The organism is Arenibacter troitsensis, from assembly GCF_900177645.1.
Lineage (GTDB): Bacteria > Bacteroidota > Bacteroidia > Flavobacteriales > Flavobacteriaceae > Arenibacter > Arenibacter troitsensis.
This window is the reverse complement of record NZ_FXAO01000009.1, coordinates 22,204-40,988: the sequence shown is the minus strand read 5'-3', so window position 1 is coordinate 40,988 and position 18,785 is coordinate 22,204. Positions and strand designations below refer to the sequence as shown.

Annotated in this window: 12 protein-coding genes; 5 read left to right on the top strand and 7 right to left on the bottom strand. The window is 40.8% G+C overall.

What is annotated here, in order from left to right:
- The first annotated feature begins 151 nt into the window (after positions 1 to 151).
- Entirely contained in the window at positions 152 to 844 is a 693-nt protein-coding gene (locus B9Y87_RS18105) for a LytR/AlgR family response regulator transcription factor (protein WP_085500382.1), read from the top strand.
- Positions 845 to 1,094: 250 nt separating this feature from the next.
- Here the strand turns inward: B9Y87_RS18105 and B9Y87_RS18100 are convergent, their stop codons facing one another.
- From B9Y87_RS18100 to B9Y87_RS18090, 3 genes are read right to left on the bottom strand one after another with little or no spacing between them, the layout of a single operon-like run.
- Positions 1,095 to 1,478: a DoxX family protein gene (locus tag B9Y87_RS18100; RefSeq protein ID WP_085500381.1), complete on the bottom strand. Its 384-nt coding sequence runs from the start codon at positions 1,476 to 1,478 to the stop codon at positions 1,095 to 1,097.
- Between the two features lie 5 nt (positions 1,479 to 1,483).
- The gene (locus tag B9Y87_RS22395) at positions 1,484 to 2,449 is read right to left on the bottom strand and encodes an SRPBCC domain-containing protein (RefSeq protein WP_085500380.1); all 966 of its coding nucleotides are present in this window, start codon (positions 2,447 to 2,449) and stop codon (positions 1,484 to 1,486) included.
- On the bottom strand, positions 2,439 to 2,771 hold the full coding sequence (locus B9Y87_RS18090; protein ID WP_085500379.1) for a metalloregulator ArsR/SmtB family transcription factor: 333 nt from the start codon (positions 2,769 to 2,771) through the stop codon (positions 2,439 to 2,441). Before B9Y87_RS18090 ends, B9Y87_RS22395 begins: the two co-directional genes overlap by 11 nt.
- Before the next feature lie 396 nt (positions 2,772 to 3,167).
- Between B9Y87_RS18090 and ppsA the strand changes: the two genes are divergently transcribed.
- Positions 3,168 to 5,597, top strand: coding sequence for a phosphoenolpyruvate synthase (gene ppsA, locus B9Y87_RS18085; RefSeq protein WP_085500485.1), 2,430 nt, complete (start codon positions 3,168 to 3,170; stop codon positions 5,595 to 5,597).
- A 3-nt stretch (positions 5,598 to 5,600) separates the two neighbouring features.
- A complete protein-coding gene (locus B9Y87_RS22015; protein ID WP_176225669.1) occupies positions 5,601 to 5,756 on the top strand; it encodes a hypothetical protein in 156 nt (51 codons plus the stop codon).
- Positions 5,757 to 5,882: 126 nt separating this feature from the next.
- On the opposite strand, the gene B9Y87_RS18080 is transcribed toward B9Y87_RS22015, so the two are convergent.
- Positions 5,883 to 6,839 carry a helix-turn-helix transcriptional regulator gene (locus B9Y87_RS18080; protein ID WP_085500378.1) on the bottom strand — a complete coding sequence of 319 codons (957 nt, stop codon included), beginning with the start codon at positions 6,837 to 6,839 and terminating at the stop codon, positions 5,883 to 5,885.
- Between the two features lie 323 nt (positions 6,840 to 7,162).
- Here B9Y87_RS18080 and B9Y87_RS18075 point away from each other — a divergent pair, with 323 nt between their 5' ends.
- On the top strand, positions 7,163 to 7,651 hold the full coding sequence (locus tag B9Y87_RS18075; protein WP_085500377.1) for a DinB family protein: 489 nt from the start codon (positions 7,163 to 7,165) through the stop codon (positions 7,649 to 7,651).
- A gap of 12 nt (positions 7,652 to 7,663) precedes the next feature.
- Entirely contained in the window at positions 7,664 to 7,882 is a 219-nt protein-coding gene (locus tag B9Y87_RS18070; RefSeq protein WP_085500376.1) for a hypothetical protein, read from the top strand.
- Positions 7,883 to 8,015: 133 nt separating this feature from the next.
- On the opposite strand, the gene B9Y87_RS18065 is transcribed toward B9Y87_RS18070, so the two are convergent.
- The 3 genes from B9Y87_RS18065 to B9Y87_RS18055 all read right to left on the bottom strand — a co-directional run bounded on the left by B9Y87_RS18065 (position 8,016) and on the right by B9Y87_RS18055 (position 18,515).
- Positions 8,016 to 9,695, bottom strand: coding sequence for a sulfatase family protein (locus B9Y87_RS18065; RefSeq protein WP_085500375.1), 1,680 nt, complete (start codon positions 9,693 to 9,695; stop codon positions 8,016 to 8,018).
- A 286-nt stretch (positions 9,696 to 9,981) separates the two neighbouring features.
- Positions 9,982 to 10,980: a PorP/SprF family type IX secretion system membrane protein gene (locus B9Y87_RS18060; protein ID WP_085500374.1), complete on the bottom strand. Its 999-nt coding sequence runs from the start codon at positions 10,978 to 10,980 to the stop codon at positions 9,982 to 9,984.
- 2 nt (positions 10,981 to 10,982) lie between these two features.
- Positions 10,983 to 18,515: a T9SS type B sorting domain-containing protein gene (locus B9Y87_RS18055; RefSeq protein ID WP_085500373.1), complete on the bottom strand. Its 7,533-nt coding sequence runs from the start codon at positions 18,513 to 18,515 to the stop codon at positions 10,983 to 10,985.
- Between the last annotated feature and the right edge of the window lie 270 nt (positions 18,516 to 18,785).

Genomic DNA, 18,785 nt, shown 5'->3' with positions numbered 1-18,785 from the left:
GGTTGGTTCAGAGGTGGGAAAATAGCATCATAAGCCAAACCACAAATATCACCATTTACACAACAGCTAAGGCGGTGTTCACATCATTTTTGAGGGTTTGGAAGGCTATTTAAGTAATTTCAACTCGATTTAAACCCACGAGAGACACGTTATGAAATTAAGAAGTATAATCGTAGATGACTCGTCCATGCAGCGCATGGCCGTAGCCCAATTAGTGAACAAGCATCCTAACCTCACTTTGGTAGCCCAATACAGTAATGCCATTGAAGCCAATAATGGGATCAAAAATAATGAAATCGACCTTATTTTTCTCGATGTTGAAATGCCCATCATTAATGGCTTCGATCTTTTGGAATCCTTGGAAAATCCACCACAGGTAATTCTGATTACCGGTAAACCTGATTATGCCCTAAAGGCATTTGATTACGACGTTACCGACTATTTGTACAAACCAATATCCAACTCCCGTTTTGAATCATCCATAAAAAGAGCAGTAGCCAGGCATGAACAGACTCGGAATGTAAGCGCGGATGAAGAATATATCTTCGTAAAAAGCAATCTAAAGAAGCGCAAAGTTGTTCTGAATGATATAAAATGGGTAGAAGCTCTTGGCGACTATATTAAAGTGGTGACCAATGAAGGCAATATCGTTATTCTTTCTACCATGAAATCTTTTGAAAAACAGTTGCCACAAGATAAATTCTTAAGGATTCACAAATCCTATATCGTTAATCTGGAAAAAGTTGAAAAGTTCAATAGTAAAAATATTGAAGTGGAAGGACGACAGGTGCCATTGAGCAGAAACAAAAAGACTGAATTGATGGAGGCACTGTACAACGTATAAATATTGCCCTCGGCGCTAAATTTCCTAACATTGGCAAAGGTGGCTCCCATTTACTTGGTTTTTCCTTAGAACGTGGCAGCGTGTCCGTGCCCGGTTTAAAACCTTGTTTTAGGCAATTGGTTAGTTAGGTTGCTTTTACTACTAATTCTCCGTTTGTAGCAAATCCTTTTTGTGCTGCAAGAATCTGAAAGTCTTGAGCCGTTTTATCTGTTTTTTCTTCAATGCTTGTGATAATGTTTGGAATGAAATATTAGATATTTTTAGATTTTAATGTGATTTTTTGTGAGTAGATATAGGAAATTCCTAGTACAACTCCCACTACAAAGGGCATTAGGATATATGATATAATCTGGTCTACTGCTAAATGGCTAATGACGGCAAAAATTAAATTGAATGTTAAACCGGCATATGCCCATTCCCGAAGCTTAGCAGGAAGTTTAGGAAACATTATTATTGTTGCCCCTAATATCTTACAGACTATTAGGGCATAGGCAAAATAATCTGGATACCCCAAGGGTTTGGTTCCTGCATTAAAATATTCGTGTGCAAATAAGAGCGTTGCCAATGGCATAAGGGCTTCCATAATAAAAATGATGGAAGTCGCTATCCAGAATATAATTTTAGTTCTTTTCATAGTTGTTATTTGTTTTGATAATTAATCATCCAATTAATTCCATATCTATCGGAAAATTCACCAAAATAGGCTCCAAAAAACATATCTGCCATTGGCATTGTAATAATACCCCCAGCAGAGAGCTGGTTAAATAGCCGATCTGCTTCTGCTCTTGTTTCCGGTTCAAGGCAGATATGCATGTTGTTTCCCTTTGTTAATGTAAATCCCATTTCTTTTGGTGCGTCCGTTCCCATTAAAATGTGTCCACCAAGAATTGGAAGCTCCACGTGCAATACCATTTTTTTAATCGCGTCGGCAACCGGTGGATGTCCGGCCTCTGAAGGAATGTCACCAAAACGTTCAATGCCTTTTCCTAAAAAATCTGTTTTGAATACTTTTTGGTAAAACAAAAATGCTTCCTCAGTTTTTCCATCAAAATTCAAATAGCTTGATACCCTTGCTTTGTTACTTGTTTTATTTTGCTTACGAAGTTTGAATTGTGCTTCAATATATTGATCAAGATTTTCCAGTGCCATTGTGAACCCATCTCTAAAGCCCATTTCAATTATTTTTTCCAAATCGCTTAGGCTATCAAATGTAAGAGTAACGTTTACCAAGGTTTGATTATCTTTTGAAACAAATTGATTGTACCAGTGGTTCTGTGGTAATTCTCGGTTCATCGCACCGTTTTCATCACAAAAGCCATCTTTCGCTTTAAAAGACTCTTTATCCACTATTGAGATATAAAGAACCTTTCCCCAATGTTTTTCACCCTCTGGACTTACCATGGCATAGTGCCAATGACCCCCCTCTGCAAAATCCATTGATTTGGTCTCTGCTTTCCAAGGTTTTGGTGCCCACCACTGATCCAGTATTTCTGGTGTGGTCCAGGCGTGCCAGACTAATTCCAGTTCTGCATTAAATTCTCTTTGAATGTTGATCGTTTTGTTTTCCCTGTTCACGGAAAAATTGAATAACAAATTATTTTTCATGCTTTTTGTTTTTAAGTGTTTCCAATAAATTGTCGAGTTGGTTAAATCTATTTTCCCAAATGACCCTAAATTGCTCAAGCCATTTGTCGATTTCTTTCATCTTTTCAATTTTAAGTTCGTAGTATATCTCTCTACCTTGTTGTTTGGCTATTACCAAGTCGCATTCATTTAGGATTTGAATATGTTTTGAAATGGTGGGTCTTGCTGCATCAAAGTTTTCGGCTATAGCACCAGCCGTCATGGTCTGTGTAGTAAGTAATACGAGTATGGCCCTTCTTGTTGGGTCGGAAATTGCCTGAAAAATATCCCTTCTTAATTTCACTATGAAGTCATTTGGCTACAAATATAATATGAAGCTATTTAACTACATAATAATTTTATATTTATTTGACTTCGATCTTAAGTTTTTGGAAAATGTAACAGAATTGAATATAAAATCAATCCTATACCAATCTTATCCATTTTACCTAATTCCAAAACCTAGTTATGTTTGTAGGTGTCCATTTTGACTAGGGTCAAAAAACGCGTACATAAGAAACTCTAATCAGTACTAAAATTTCCATATAGGTAAATATATTTATTTATGAGCATAAAAAATATTGATAATTGATTGAATATTGGTTGTGAAGGTCCCATAATTGATGAAATTTTGTACTGTAATAATTTTTTTGTCAATCTACGAAAACGATTGCGTAAAAACATCAACCAGACCAGTGCCATGAAAAATAAAAAAGCGTACATCCAAAAATTAAGCGAAGTTGGAATGGAAGATCTGCCAAGAGTTGGTGGCAAGAACGCTTCCCTTGGTGAAATGCTCCAAAACCTCACCTCCCAAAATATTAAAGTGCCCAATGGTTTCGCCGTTACCGTTGACGCCTATGATGCGTTTATAGAGGAAAACCATTTAAAGGAAAAAATTAGTGCGGCCCTGGAGGGATTGGATACGACGGACATTATTCAACTTCGTAAAACCGGTTCCAATATTCGGAAATTGATTTCCAACGGAAAATTTCCCGTATCCGTAGAAAAGGCCATACTTGAATACTATTATGTCCTATCCGAAGAATACAGTCAGGACGCCACCGATGTTGCCGTACGTTCTTCCGCAACGGCCGAGGACCTACCAGACGCTTCTTTTGCAGGGCAACAATCTACCTATTTGAATATCCGTGGAGGGGAAATGTTGCTAACCGCTATTAGGAGCTGCTTTGCCTCCCTGTATACGGACAGGGCCATTTCTTATCGTTCTTCCAGGAACTTTGATCATTTTACTATTAAACTATCGGTCTGTGTACAAAAAATGGTACGTTCAGATCTTGGTTCTTCAGGAGTAGCTTTTTCCTTGGATACGGAAAGTGGGTTCAAGGATGTGGTCCTGATCAACGGTGCCTATGGATTGGGGGAACTTGTTGTGGGCGGGGAAATTTCTCCTGACGAATTTATAGTATTCAAACCTACCTTGGAGCAAGGGTTTAATGCTATTATAGATAAAAAACTAGGCAAGAAAACACATAAAATGGTGTATGGCAATAAACCGTTTGAAACTGTAAAACAGGTACCTGTAGATCAAAGGATACAAGATTCCTTTTGTTTAAAGGATCCACAAATAATCCAACTTGCCCAATGGGTACAGAAAATTGAAAATTACTACAGTTCCGTAAGGGGCTCCTGGTGCCCAATGGACATAGAATGGGCCATAGACGGACTCTCCAACGAACTGTATATTGTTCAGGCCCGTCCGGAGACGATCCATTCCCAGGAACAGACAGAAAGTATAAAGGAATATGAAATTGAAGATGAGGATCAATTGGCGGACAAACTTATTCTGGAAGGGGTCGCTGTGGGAGACAAGATCGGAAACGGGAAGGTATATCGCATTTTTACCTTGGATGGTAGGGATGGCAGTGCCGATGAAATAGATTTCAAGGAGGGTGATGTGCTGGTTACAGAAATGACAGATCCGGATTGGGAACCACTAATGAAAAAGGCATCGGCCATCATTACCGAAAAAGGGGGTAGAACCTGCCATGCCGCTATTGTAGCCCGTGAAATTGGAGTCCCTGCCATTGTAGGTGCTGCACATGCCACTACCCTACTAGAGAACGGTCAGTATATTACCGTATCCTGTGCAGAAGGTAATGTAGGAAAGGTGTACCAAGGAAAAATAAAATACAAGCTCCACGAAACCGCATACACGGAATTTCCGAAGACCAAAACCCCTGTCCTAATGAATATTGGTTCGCCGGAACTGGCCTTTCAGTATAGGAAAATTCCAAATGCTGGGGTTGGCCTGGCCAGGGAAGAGTTTATCATCAACAATTATATAAAAGTGCACCCTTTGGCTTTGCTGAAGCACAAGACCTTGAACGATTCGGCCCTATCGGCGGCCATTGCCGAATTGATCAAAGGATATGAATCCGAGGAGGCCTTTTTTATCAATAAACTGGCACAGGGCATCGGTAAGATCGGGGCTGCGTTTTATCCTAATCGGGTTATTACCAGATTGTCCGACTTCAAGACCAACGAATATTTCAATCTTTTGGGCGGGAATCACTTTGAGCCCCGGGAAGAAAATCCAATGATTGGTTGGAGAGGAGCTTCGCGTTATTATTCGGAAGTTTTTAGGGAGGCCTTTGTACTGGAATGTAAGGCCCTGAAAAAAGTTAGGGACGAATTTGGCCTCGAAAACATTACCATCATGATCCCATTTTGTAGGACTCCGCAAGAACTCACCAAAGTATTGAGGATTATGGAAGACCATGGACTTAAGAGGGGCGAAAGAGGGCTGGAAATTTATTTGATGGCAGAATTGCCTTCCAATGTAATTTTGGCCGATGAGTTTGCACCCATGATTGACGGTTTTTCCATAGGGTCCAATGATCTAACCCAATTGGTCCTTGGCTTGGATAGGGATTCCAGCTTGGTGGCCCATTTGTACGATGAACGCAATCCCGCGGTCAAGAATATGATCAAAACGTTGATCTCCTCGGCCAAAAAACATAAGACCAAGGTGGGAATATGTGGTCAGGGACCTTCGGATTTTCCGGATTTCTCCAAATTCCTAATTGAGGAAGGTATAGATACCATTTCTGTAACCCCCGATTCCATGCTAAAAACATTAAAAGTAATTCAAGAAATAGAAAACTAGATTATGAGCAGTACAATAGAGGATATCCTTTTCGATGCCCACAAACAAAACAAAAGAGAAGAATTATTGACCTTTTTGGAAAAAATTCGTCAGAGGAATCCGGATAAGGAATTAGCAGATCTGTACCAAATGGCGTATGAAAAGGTAATTAATTCTTAAAACTGATATGGTAATTGGCGGAAGGGTCTCCTTATCTGCTATAACCATATTATGTTAATTTGATTGATGGCATACGAGGTAGGTACCACATAAGCCAACAGGTGTAACCATTCAATTCAAATTTATTCAAAGATTGGAAACCGTTTTTTCCAAGATGGCCCTAACACGATGCTTAAGAATTTCGGGCTCTATAATCTGGGCATAATCCCCGAACATGAGATACCACCTAGGGAATCCATGTTCTACATTGGAAGTCATAAATGTCATTTCCACTTGGTTGCCCCTCACCTTTTCGGAAATAAAGCCGTAGTGTTTCCTATCACCATTAATAAACCTGGCAATATTTTTATCTACCAATATTCTTACCTTGGTTTTTTGAACATTGACATCTTTACTTAAATGTTCATCCAAACTTCCATGATCTTTAATGAAGGAAAGAGGGGTTCTTGCAATACCCAACATTCTGTCCGTTCTAAATTGTCGATAATCATTTCTATAATGACAATACCCCAGAACATACCAAAAATTATTTTCATGAAATAGCCCCACAGGTTCTATATGACGATCGGAAGGGTGCTCGCTCTGCATGGAGTGATACTTTAAGTGTACCTGTTTTTTTTCGGCAATACTTTCAAAAAGTATTTCAAGTGCATTGGGCAGGTCTTCATTGAACAACTGTTGTGATGGATCTACGGATATTTTGGACTCCAGGGCAGAAATCCAGTCTTTTTCGCTTCCCCTTAAAATCGACTTTAGCTTGAACATTGCGGATTGATGATAGCTGCCAAGCGACTTGTCCACAAACTTCTGCATTAGTTTTTCGGCAGCCACAAAGCTGCCTACTTCCTCACGGGTAAACATGACCGGAGGAAGGCGATAGCCTTCCATAATGGAATAGCCAACACCTGCTTCGCTCAAAATGGGGACACCAGAGGCTTCCAAGGTTCTAATATCCCTATAAATAGTTCGTAAACTAACCTCAAATCGGTCTGCCAACTCTTGCGCCTTTACAATACGCTTGGATTGTAATTGCACCAAGATCGCCACTATACGATCAAATCGATTTACCGTATCTCTACCCATAATTGACTGACATATATCCCAAAGATAGGATTTCAAATAAAAGCATAATTCAAAAATTGACTTTGTTTTGTCCATATGGTGACAGGATTAACGATGCTAAACTTTCACGTACCGATATTTTCAAAATCAGTTTACAAATTAAAGGAGGCCAAGTGACAACCTTATGTCAACATAGGTCTTCTGATTTGTATGATTCATTGTAATTATTTGATAATAAGATTATTAAATAATTTTTTTAAAATAGTTTTTACTACTGACACAGGGCTGTCACTACCCATATTTAATTTTGATATTGAAATATTAACCCATAAAAATTTATAACTATGCACACTACATTGAACAAGACCCCACAAGTTATTTCATCACAAGAATTGCTGGATCATTGGCAAGGACATAGGGCGCTGACACGTAGGACTATTGAAGTTTTTCCCGAAGAGGCCTTTTTTAGCCATACTATTGGGGGTATGCGCACATTTGCCGAAATGGTTATGGAACTGTTGGGAATTGCCGGACCTGGTATTAAGGAAATTGCCACTGGTAAGTCTGCTCCCCTAAACGAGCATTTGGATCACGGGAATAAAAAGGACAGACTGCTGGAACTTTGGGATGAGGCTACCATAGAAATCAATACTTATTGGGCCCAGATCAAGGAGGAGCAATTTCAGCGGAACATCAAAATCTTTGGTCAATATGAAGGTACGGTATGGTCTTCCATCTTTTACTTTATAGACAATGAAATTCACCACCGAGGACAGGCTTACGTTTATCTAAGGTCTTTGGGAATAGAACCACCTGCATTTTACGAACGTTAACAGAATTGAAATATGAAAGAAGTTTTGGTATTTAAGACATCAATTAACAGTAAACGGCAAGTGAAAGTCTTGAAACCTGATTTGAACAAATTAATAGCCAATAATGGCTACTGGAATTTTGACCTGGAGGATTGCGACAATATCCTCCGGGTCGAAACCCAAAGGGTCACGGCAACCACTATAACAAGCTTGTTGAAAAATCATGGTTTTTTCTGTGAGGAATTGAATTAATATTCTGTACTGCCAACGTTAATAATTGGTAGGAATGAACAGTGAATACAACGTATAAACGGATGCACTCTACAAGAGAATTCTTAAGAATTATTCAGGATCCCTATACTACTATTCTAAAAAAGGCAAATTTTCAATCGTTCCAATGAGCGTCAATTACCTTTTGGATGTGCGGATAGTTTGCATCGGTCTCGTTGTGGTCTTCCCTCAATTTGATAAGTTGTTCCTTTAAACCTGCGATTATATCTTTATATTTTGGGTCACCATAGGCATTGTTCATTTCCTTAGGATCATGTTTAAGATCATAAAATTCCCAGGCTGGTGGAGTGTGGTTGCTGAAGTCATTTCCCCAGCTCTCTTTGTTCCATGTGGCATTGGGATCATCGGTATCCACCCAATATTTTCCGTAGTAAAATATTAATTTATGGTTCTTGGTTCTAATGCCAAAGTGGGCGGGATTTTGATGGCGGTGGGCCATATGCATCCAATAACGGTAGTAGGTGGCCTGTTGCCAACCTTCAGGCTCCTGCCCAGTTTCCAATATGGTTTTAAAACTGTGGCCCTGCATGTAATCTGGAGTCTTCCCCCCTGCCATTTCAATCAAGGTGGGAGCAAAATCTGTGTTGTTGATAATGGCATCGGTACGCGTTCCTGCCTTAATTGATTTAGGATACCTCACAAAAAATGGCATCCGCATGGATTCCTCATACATCCATCTTTTATCTATATAATCGTGTTCGCCCAACATAAATCCTTGGTCCCCGGTATAGACAATAATGGTATTGTCCAAAAGATTTTCCGCTTCCAAATAGTCCAACAAACGCCTTACATTATCATCCACACCCTTTACACATCTCAGGTACTTCTTTAAATAATCCTGGTAGACTTTACTGGTATAATCCCTTTCTTCCGGTGTCATTTCCCATTTTACATATTCCGAAGGGGCTATGTCTTCTACATTTCTATATTTTTTATAAATGGTGGTATCGTTCCAATAGATATTGTTGGCCTGATGGCGAATTAGGTTACGGTGCGAGACCGAGGATCCTATTATTCTAGTGAGGGAATCGTTTTTGCCCCTAGTAGCTATGGAACCGTTATTTCCATTATGGTAGAGGCTTTCCGGCTCGGGAATAAAAGTATCGGCCAAATAGTCCTCATATCTCGGAGCATATTCAAAATCGTCATGCGGAGCCTTAAAATGGTGCATTAAGAAAAAAGGCTTGTTGGGATCCCTTTTATTTTTTAGATAATCCAAGGTAATATCCATGATGTTATCTGAGGAATGGCCCTTGGTCTTTACCTTATTATTGGGCCATGATTTTTCGCCCCTTACCAGAAATTCCGGATCAAAATAGTCACCTTGTCCGGGCAATACCTTATAGTAATCAAAAGCTGCGGGCTCGTGGTGTAAGTGCCACTTACCAACAATGGCCGTTTGGTATCCCAATTTTTTCATCTCTGTTGGCAGATACTGCCTTTCAACCCCAATAACACCTTCCAGGTCCAATATTCCGTTGGTCTGTGGGTATTGTCCAGAAATAATAGAGGCCCTACTGGGCGTACAGATGGAATTGTTTACAAAACAATTGTCAAAAATAATTCCTTCATTGGCAATCTTGTCCAATGTAGGGGTAGGATTTAATCCGGCCAATCGACTCCCATATATACCAAAGCCTTGGGTAGTATGGTCATCGGACATGATGTAGATAATATTGGGTTTTTGGGTTGTTTGAATTTGTTTTTCACTACAGGACGAAATTGTTAGCGCTATTAGCAACAGATAAAGCAAACTGTTTTTGAATTGGTACATTTACAAAATGGCTTATGGTGGTTGAATTATTAACTAAAGGAAAATTACATATATCTTTTGTATTAATGGTCAAAAGAGAGATGAATTGACCATTATACCTCATTATAACGACTACTTATAATATGTATTTAACTTCTAAGGATATATAATGTATGGAATTTCTTAAAAAATCAATAACTAAGAAGCAGTATCAAGAACCAATTTCGCAATTGTTGGCAAATCTATTTTTCGTAAAAACAACCCCCCCAACATTTGTTGGGGGGTTAACTATATTATTGGGCCAGTGTTAATAAAACCTGCTGTAGTCAGATCTTCTTCTTTCTTTAAACCTAGAAATGTCGAATACTAAAAATAATTCAAGTGAATTGGGAATGTATTGCTTGGCCTCACCACCGAATGGTAATCTATAGTTGAGTCCAAATTCGAAAGTTTCCAAGGTAAGACTGGTGGCAAAACCTATTTCGGAAAATGAGGCATTTTCCAAATAGCTGAGATGTTCGTTTATACCAATACTAAAGTTGCCCAGGGTAACATCCTGATAAAAATCCAATCTGGTATTTGGTCCTTGAATAGACACCGCATTAAATAAATATAAATAGGAATGCTCCGGTAATTTGGCCTGTCCATATTTATTGATGTCCATTTCATATCCAAATTGTCCGGAAATAAGCATGTTTAAATTCACGTTATTTTCACTTTGTTTGGAGGAGATTCTAGGCTGATTCAAATGTTTTAGGGACAGACCAAAAAGCGTATTGATATCGTTATGGATCAAAACTGATGCCCCCATATCCAAATAGCCCACATTTTCAGAGGCTGTAATGGGATCTATAGTATTGGCACTAATTTGGCCAGTAAAGATATTTATCTGATCTTGAAAGGTAAGATTGTTAAAATCGTACCTGTAATTGCTATAGGCCGCGGTAATTCCGGGATATAGGATCCAATCGTTCTTTAAAACCAATTTATACATATAACTCAATGCCGCAGAAGTATAATTAAACCCTGAATTGTTCAGGTTATTGTTGAACAGATCTACGCCCAGTTGAAAATTGTATTCTTCAAAGGCCGTTGAGCCAAAGGTATATTTATGTTGGGATTGGTTTCCTTGGCTTTGACTGGCAAATTCGGCCAAGACCCCTATCCTGGTTTTATCCTTAAAAGCGTGAAAACTGGGGTTTAAGGAAGCCGGTACCTTGCTTAGGTTGTTCACAAATTTTTCCTGAGCGTTGGCCCCCAACGTAATAAGAATAATTAGTAGGGTTATTAGATTAAGTTTCTTCATCTCTATCTTAATATTGAGGCTTCGCCAGTTTTGGTTATTTGGTTATTATCTCTTGTGGTTCCTACAAACAGATATCTGAAGGAAGTGTTTTTGTATGGTTTTCCCGAACTGTAGTTTCCGTTCCAACCCCAATTTGTGGGCATGCTATCATAGTCATAGGCAACGCTGTACACCAAGGAGCCCCACATATCATAAATTTGAAATGTAAACGAGGCGATACCCGTAAATTCACCTTGGAAGTAATCGTTTATTCCGTCGGCATTGGCGGAGAATACATTGGGGAACATTACGTCATAACCGTTACCCACCTGTACATCCTGTTGAACTGTTTTACTACAACCTTCTGCGTTATATAAAGTTAGAGTGGTAGTAAAAATGCCAGGGTAACTATATTTATGAGTGGTCATGATACCATCTATCTCCGGATCCACATTTACTATTGGACTTCCATCCCCAAAATCCCATGAAGCGTTGCCATATCCAGGATCACTGGTTATGCTGAAACGAATATCTTCCTTGGCCATTAAAAGGCCCGTAATTTCATATTCGTCCGAGCTATAGGTAAACGAAGGATCTGTTACCCCAGAACTTATTGGCATCGTAATTCCACATCCTTGATCATTTACTACATTAAGGGTGGCGTTGTCCAACGGATTCCCAATTTGAACGGAATAGGTATTGGTGCCCGTTTTTACGGAAGGCACTAGGGCACCTTCATAGTAAAAACTCAAATCTCCAGGTTGACTATTGAAAACCGATACGGAAATACTACCAGGATTGCCCAAACAAAGTGATTGATCCAAATAAGGTCCGTCTATTAGTTGAAGCGATTCCGCCTTATTAATAGTAATGATCTCCTGGTAATAATAGGCTGGATCGGAATTGGTACAACCATTGATATTGCTTGTAATGGTAAGTCTTAACCTTCCTTCTTCCAATCCGCTCAATTGGGTTATATTCTGACCGAAAGGAGTAAACACTGGATCTGGATTGTTTGCTGTACCCGCCGTTTCTTTTTCCCATCTAATACTGTATGGTCTAAGGCCTCCACTTATTGTAATGGAAATGGCTCCGTCATTGGTAGCACCACAACTTACCGGAGTAATGGTTTTGTTAACTACAATTGGTTGATATGTGGTACTAAAGGTAAATTCAATTTCCTCTGAAGAACAGTCATTACTATCGGTTATGGTCAACCAATACGAGCCTGGAACCGCATCAAAACTAGTAATGTCCTGGGCCACAAAATTATTGGGACCTCTCCAATCATAAAAGTAGTATGGGTTGTTACTTCCGTCTACAAAAGGTTTCCCGCCAGTAACTAAATTGGTATTCAGGCTAAATGCGAAATTGGATTCACATGGTGGAATGGTGTAAGCTTTCGCGCCAGTATAATCCATGGCCTCGTAACTTTCCATAGTAAACGTTTGTACAACACATTGGTTGGCATCGGTTACCTCTATAACATGACTGTCATTGGAAAGCGAGCTTATTGTGGTCTGGGTATTGGTGAATATTACAGGAGTACCTCCATCCAAAGAATACTGGAAAGGCGACGTACCTCCTTGTACCCTAAAGGTAAAATCCCTTCCGGTATTGGCATCCACACAACTCGTATTTCCATTGGTTACCTCGGTAGCGCTAAATACGGTTGGAGCAGTAATGACAAATGTCTGTCTAACGGTACATGGAGTATTGGCATCACTGTTGGTGTCAATGATCACTACCTCATAGCTACCTCCTCCCAAATTGGTAAGACTAGTGTTGTTGGTAGAATAACTGGTTCCATTTTTATACCAGTTTATTTGTAACTGACTGCTAGGATCAGAACTTATCTGTATGCTAATTTCTGCATTGGCATCACCTGCACATTGCAATTGCTGGTTGATAACCTGTACACTACTGATTTCCAATTGCGCTTTTGAAGCTACATTGGCAGTATATGTTGCTGAACAACCAAGTTGATCCGTTACGGATAGTACATACACCCCAGGTACCAAGTTGCTGATATTTTCTGTGGTAAAGTTGGCATTATTGGGGCCAGTCCAACTGAAGCTATAAGGTGCCTTTCCACCGGTTACTGTTGTAGCTCCAATGTTTAAACTAATGCTGCCATCATTTTGACCATAACAAGTGGCGTTTTCAACCACCACGGAAGCTTGATCAAATTGTAGTCCCATAGGCAAGGTTACGGATTGCGATTCCTGTATTCCACAAGAGGCATCCTGTACACTTATGTTGTAGGTAGCTCCACCGGTTAAATTGGTATAGGTAATATTTGGATTATTGGATGTCTGTACCAAAGTGGTACCGTTAGGCCTTGTAAGCGTAAAGGTAAAAGGCGCTATTCCTCCTGTACTATAGGCGGTAATGGCCGTATTACAGGTATCCCCGATATTTAGGGTCAATACTTCGGGTTCCGATACTATAAACGGAGTCGATGTGGTTCCACAGAATTCGTTGTAAACCGTTAACTGGTAGGCTCCGGCAGTAAGATTGCTTATGCTTAAGGTAGAAGCCGTAAAGCTATTATCCCCTATTTTGGACCATACATAAGTATTTGCCACCGAATTTGGTTGTGTAATTACGTTGGATGAGCTAACATTGGGGTCGGATCCAGTACTAACATATGCCGTAAATCCAATACCTGCAACTTTGGCGGTCAAGGTAATTTCATTGAAATTTCTTGTGGCCACTACAGAGCTCAAATTGGGTCCTGTTGCCGTATTGATTTTCTGAACTAGATCGGCGGCCACCTCATTATTATCCTGTGGCTGATTAATGCCGTTCAGGGTAACTTGGTGATCATAGACCTTCCCATCAATTAGTATACTATAGGTATTGCCTAAAGTTGGAGTGCCGAAAAGGGAAATGGTATTGATTTGCTTCTGGGCCGTATTACCTCCGGTGATTCTGGAGTTGGGGATTACAATACTACCATCATTTCCTGCATTACAGCTGACATTAGTAATGTCATTGGCAATAATAGCATCATTATTTATGATGGCGTATGGAATTACGGTTACAATTTTTGGCGAGGTTTCATCCGCACAGGCTACGCCGTTCACCGTACTGGTAACCACTCTTTTAAAGTAGGTAGAAGCAGTGAGGGTACTTGGAGGGGTATAATTTGGCTGCGTGGCACCGGCAACGGCAGTATAAGTCTGATTGTCCGGGGATGACCACCACTGATAGGTGAGTACACCTGCGCCAGTTGCGGATTCCTGTTCCACAATGGCCAAAGGTTGACTTCCCTCACAAACCGATTGATTGTCCGTTATTTTACCGGCATAAACATGGTTAAGGGTAACTTTTATTGGGTTGGTCTCTACAACACAGGTTTGGTCCACCAAACTGGTTCTGGTAATAGTCCTCTTGTAATACATGGTAGCGGTTGGGACTGGCGGTGTATAAGAAGCAGAATGCACGGCCAGATCTGTCCATACGCTACCGTCAGTGGATGCATACCAGTCATAAGTCTGATCTACATAGGTACTGCCACCAGTTACCGTCAAGGCGGCAGGTACAACCCCTTCACAGATGGTTTGGTCGTTGGTCAATGTTCCTGGCAATAGTTGTTCCGTAACCTGAACTACTATAGTATTGCTATCTTCCGTACAAACAACACCGTTAAGTGTGGAAGAAGCAGTCCTTTTAAAATAGGTTGTGGGATAGCTGCCGGCAATAGGGTCATAGGTACTATTTACAGCCCCGTTGATTATTCCCCAATTTGTGTTATCCGTTGAGGAATACCATTGATACTTCAATACACCTTCGGCAGTTCCAGCTACGGTGTTCCCTAAAACGGAAGGATCATCTCCGAAGCAAATTTTATCATCACCTGAAATAGTGCCTCCGTCCACATCATTGACAAAAATCCTAATCACATTGCTTGGAGTATAGGAAGGTTCACAGGCTATACCTTCCACTGTAGCCAAGTAATCCCTACGGTAATATCTATCGGCCGTCAATGGGGTTGCAGGTGTATAGGTTTCACTAGTTGCTCCATTAATTTTATTAAAGGTACTTCCATCTGTGGATTCATACCATTCAAAAGTCAAATAAGGAAGTCCTTCTATGGCGCTAGGGTTGCCCAATGTTGGGGCCATGGTATTATAACAGATGGTGATATTGTTTCCAAGATTGTCAGCTTGGGGTACCAAAACCGTTACAGGGTTGCTATCCACTACACATTCCACCCCGGAAATATCCGTGCTGGTGGTGGTTCGAATATAAGTGGTGGTACTGTTTACTATATTGGTTGGAGTATAGTTTATTCCGGTGGCATTAAGTATAGGAGTTCCATTGGCATACCATTGATAGGTTAAAGTTTCCCCGGTTGAGGCAGTTAATTGCACAATTTCACTTGGAATGTCGCCCTTACAAATTACTTCTCCATTGGTACTGGGAGATACACCATTGGGATTGGTAGTGCCGATAGTACCACCAGTGGCATTTCCTCCATTTATGATGGTCAGTACATTACTGGTTACACTGCAGGAGAGACCATTTAAGGTAGAAGTAGTAATTCTTCTATAGTAGTTGTCCTGGGTTACGGCAGGGGGATCGTAAGTGGCCGAGGTAGCTCCTCCAATATCTGAATACGATATATTATCGCTGGATATCTGCCATTGGTAGCTTACCGTTCCGGATGCGATCAACGGAAAATTAGTACTGAAAGCCTGTGGGTCTCCTCCATTACACACTTCCGTAGTTCCGGTTGCCCCAGAAGAAAAAGTAATTCTATGGCTGTTAGGGTTATCAAATTTATTTACATAGACTATTACCGGAGTAGTTATGGCTTCGCAAGTGATGCTTTGCAATGTTGAACTAGCCTTTCTTCTATAGTAGGTTTGTAAATCCCCAGTATTTGTAGGGGTGTAGGTAGCTTGATTGGTATTGGCAATATCGGTCCAAGTGCTCCCATCTGGAGAACTCTGCCAAGTATAGCTTATAGCGCCATTGGAACTTGCATCGGCCAAACTGGTAATCGGCGCCACGTTGCTGGATCCGCAAACGGTCTGGGTTTGTGAAATAGTCCCTTCGTTTAAGGTTATTAGGGTGACCAAGGTTGGAAGGCTTAAAGCCTCACAAGTATTGCCATTGTTGGTGTTGGTAACGTTTCTCCTAAAATAGGTCGATGTTGTCAATCCTGTAGAGAAATTTAATTCTTCACCAGTTTCCCCGCTCATTAAAGTGTAATTGACATTATCGGTGGACGAATACCACTGGAAATTAATCCCTGTACCTGCAGGCGTGCCGTTGGAAACTGTAATGGTTGATGGGGTATCACCTTCACAAATGGCTTGGTCCGCAGACCCTTCTCCCCCGGAAATAGCACCAGCTACAACTATGGAGACTTCATTGGTGTATGCAGAACACACCTTTCCATTTAAGGTGGTGGTATCCAGTCTTCTGTATTTGGTAGTTGTTGCAAGTATACCAGGGGTATAGGTAGAACCAGTAGCGGAAGCTATCGGGTTCCAGCTTGCCCCATTATCGGTCGAGGCTTCCCAGGCATAAGTCAGATTGCCGGCAGCGGTCGTATTTCCTATATTGATAATGGTGCTGGGCGCTTGTCCTGCACAAACATTTTGGTTGCTGCCAATTGTTCCCACGTTAAGGCTGTTTACGTAAACAGTGCTTACGGTAGAATTTTGAAAACATACCTTGGCGTTATTGGAAACTATGGTTTGTCTTCTATATCTTGTAGTAACAGCTGGTGCCCCGGCAAAATTATATACGGCATTGGTCTCCCCGCTTATATTGGTAAAGCTACCTGTGGTTGCCGATTGCCATTGGTAGCTAATGTTGGGACCTGCTGCTGTGGCATTGTTTATAGTTATTGCATTGGGTGTTTCCCCTGCACAAATAGTCTGGTCGGCACTGGCCGTTCCTCCGTTAATTTGACCAAGAACAGTGATTTCTATTTCATTGGTGTAATCCGAACATGTATAACTGTTTAGGAGGATACTATCCTGTCTTCTAAAGGTAGTTGTCTGGGTAAGGGCACTTGGCTGATAATCCGCGTTATTGGCTCCGGAAATTGCAGCCCACGAACTACCGTCAAAGCGTTCCCATTGATATGAAATGGTACCCGTTCCCGTGGCATTGGTGTCCGATGTTATGGCAGCTGGAGCTTCATTGTAACAAACAGTTTCCGTACCAGTAATACTTCCTTCTGCAAAATTGGTATAGGTAATGGTGGCCACTGTACTAACTCCTTGACAACTTGCCCCAGAAACCGTGGTAACCCTTCTAAATTGCTCTACTCCGGGATTTAGGTTGGCACTGGCGTTGTAGTTGCTCTGAGTGGCACCACTAATGTTTACCCAGTTACTGCCGTCGTATTTTTGCCATTGATAGGTTCCGTTATTTTCGCCATTATTGATCGTTAACAATTGCAATTCGCTCAAGGAACATATATTTTGATTGGCGGCGGTACCTCCCAATACGGCAGAATTTACAATTATGGAAACCGCAGGGGTTTCCTTATAACAGCTAAACCCGTTTAAAACGTTAGTGACCCTTCTTTTGAAAGAAGTGGTTGTGGATAAAGCGCTTGGTTGATAAAAATTGTCAGTTGCTCCATTGATTAGTTCCCAAGGGCCCGAATCATTTTTGTACCATTGATAAGTTGTGGTTCCTGAAGGCGTTACAGCCACATCGCCCGAAGTACTTAGCTGTTCGGGTATTTGGGTGGCACAAACATTTTGGCCTGTACCTTCGGTAATGGTTCCTGCATATATTTCGTTTACGGTAATGGTGGCAGTGGTACTGATCTGGGTACACGATTCCCCGTTCACCATAAAGGTGGTTAACCGGCGAAACCTACTTATCCCGTTTGGGAAGGTGGGTTTGTCCACTACCAGAATTTCCGTATTGGAATTGGCAATGGCCGTCCATGTTCCGTTAACATCCTTTTCCCATTCAAAAGTTCTGCTTTGGGTTATATTGGAGCCTGTAATACTAATATTCTGGATATCGTTCCTGGCACAGACCTGTTGGTTAACGCCTGTTCCTCCGGTTAGGGCAGTGAAAGAGACGTTGGCAAGGTTCTGATTGTCGGCAAGTCCGTTTATCTTATTGGCGTTACCACCCAATACATATCTTAGTAGACCATTTGTGGTTGCTGAACCGGGTATAAGTTGAATCCTAACATTTTCTATAGTAAATACATCCAAGGAACCTTGGGCGTTGGTCGTTATGGTTACAGCCAATCTTGAGGCATTGCCAGGGTCCTGAACAACGGAAGCACTGCTAATATCGGTTCCTGTTTCAGAGTAGGAAGTGGCCCTAATCTCAAAATTAGAGGGTGCCTGTATGTAGAAAGTAAATGTACCCGAGCCGAAATCCGTGGCCAATGTCTCGGACAGTACCAGGTTTCCAAGGTTTAGTTCAGTCTGCGGTAGGTTGCTGCCACAGGAATTGAAATTGGTATTCTGTACACTGGTAGAAACCTGTGCGATGCTGTACCAAGCATTAAAACTAAACAACAAAAATAAAAGCAGTAGTTTTTTGGTCGATTTTATCATGATTTTGCCCCTTAATATTATAATACAAGTGAATTGATCCACTTTGTAGGAAAGACCCTATAACGAGACCTTGCTTGGATATATTGCGGTTATTTATACCCATTAATACCTATAATAATGGTTTTGTTGTGAAACTACGTTTTATTGTGGTGTACGGTAGGTTTGGACAATGATTGGTGTAGAAATTCAACCCGGTAAAAGGGACTTGAAAATGGGTTCAAAATATAGCTATTGATCATTTAAAAAACAATGTCCGTATAGGTGTTTTTT

Bases quoted from the DNA above. Each gene is read 5' to 3' on its own strand.
- B9Y87_RS18060 (WP_085500374.1), bottom strand. From the start codon at position 10,980: ATGAAGAAACTTAATCTAATAACCCTACTAATTATTCTTATTACGTTG.
- B9Y87_RS18070 (WP_085500376.1), top strand. From the start codon at position 7,664: ATGAAAGAAGTTTTGGTATTTAAGACATCAATTAACAGTAAACGGCAA.
- B9Y87_RS18055 (WP_085500373.1), bottom strand. From the start codon at position 18,515: ATGATAAAATCGACCAAAAAACTACTGCTTTTATTTTTGTTGTTTAGT.
- B9Y87_RS18080 (WP_085500378.1), bottom strand. From the start codon at position 6,839: ATGGGTAGAGATACGGTAAATCGATTTGATCGTATAGTGGCGATCTTG.
- B9Y87_RS22395 (WP_085500380.1), bottom strand. From the start codon at position 2,449: ATGAAAAATAATTTGTTATTCAATTTTTCCGTGAACAGGGAAAACAAA.
- B9Y87_RS18065 (WP_085500375.1), bottom strand. From the start codon at position 9,695: ATGTACCAATTCAAAAACAGTTTGCTTTATCTGTTGCTAATAGCGCTA.
- ppsA (WP_085500485.1), top strand. From the start codon at position 3,168: ATGAAAAATAAAAAAGCGTACATCCAAAAATTAAGCGAAGTTGGAATG.
- B9Y87_RS18075 (WP_085500377.1), top strand. From the start codon at position 7,163: ATGCACACTACATTGAACAAGACCCCACAAGTTATTTCATCACAAGAA.
- B9Y87_RS22015 (WP_176225669.1), top strand. From the start codon at position 5,601: ATGAGCAGTACAATAGAGGATATCCTTTTCGATGCCCACAAACAAAAC.
- B9Y87_RS18100 (WP_085500381.1), bottom strand. From the start codon at position 1,478: ATGAAAAGAACTAAAATTATATTCTGGATAGCGACTTCCATCATTTTT.
- B9Y87_RS18105 (WP_085500382.1), top strand. From the start codon at position 152: ATGAAATTAAGAAGTATAATCGTAGATGACTCGTCCATGCAGCGCATG.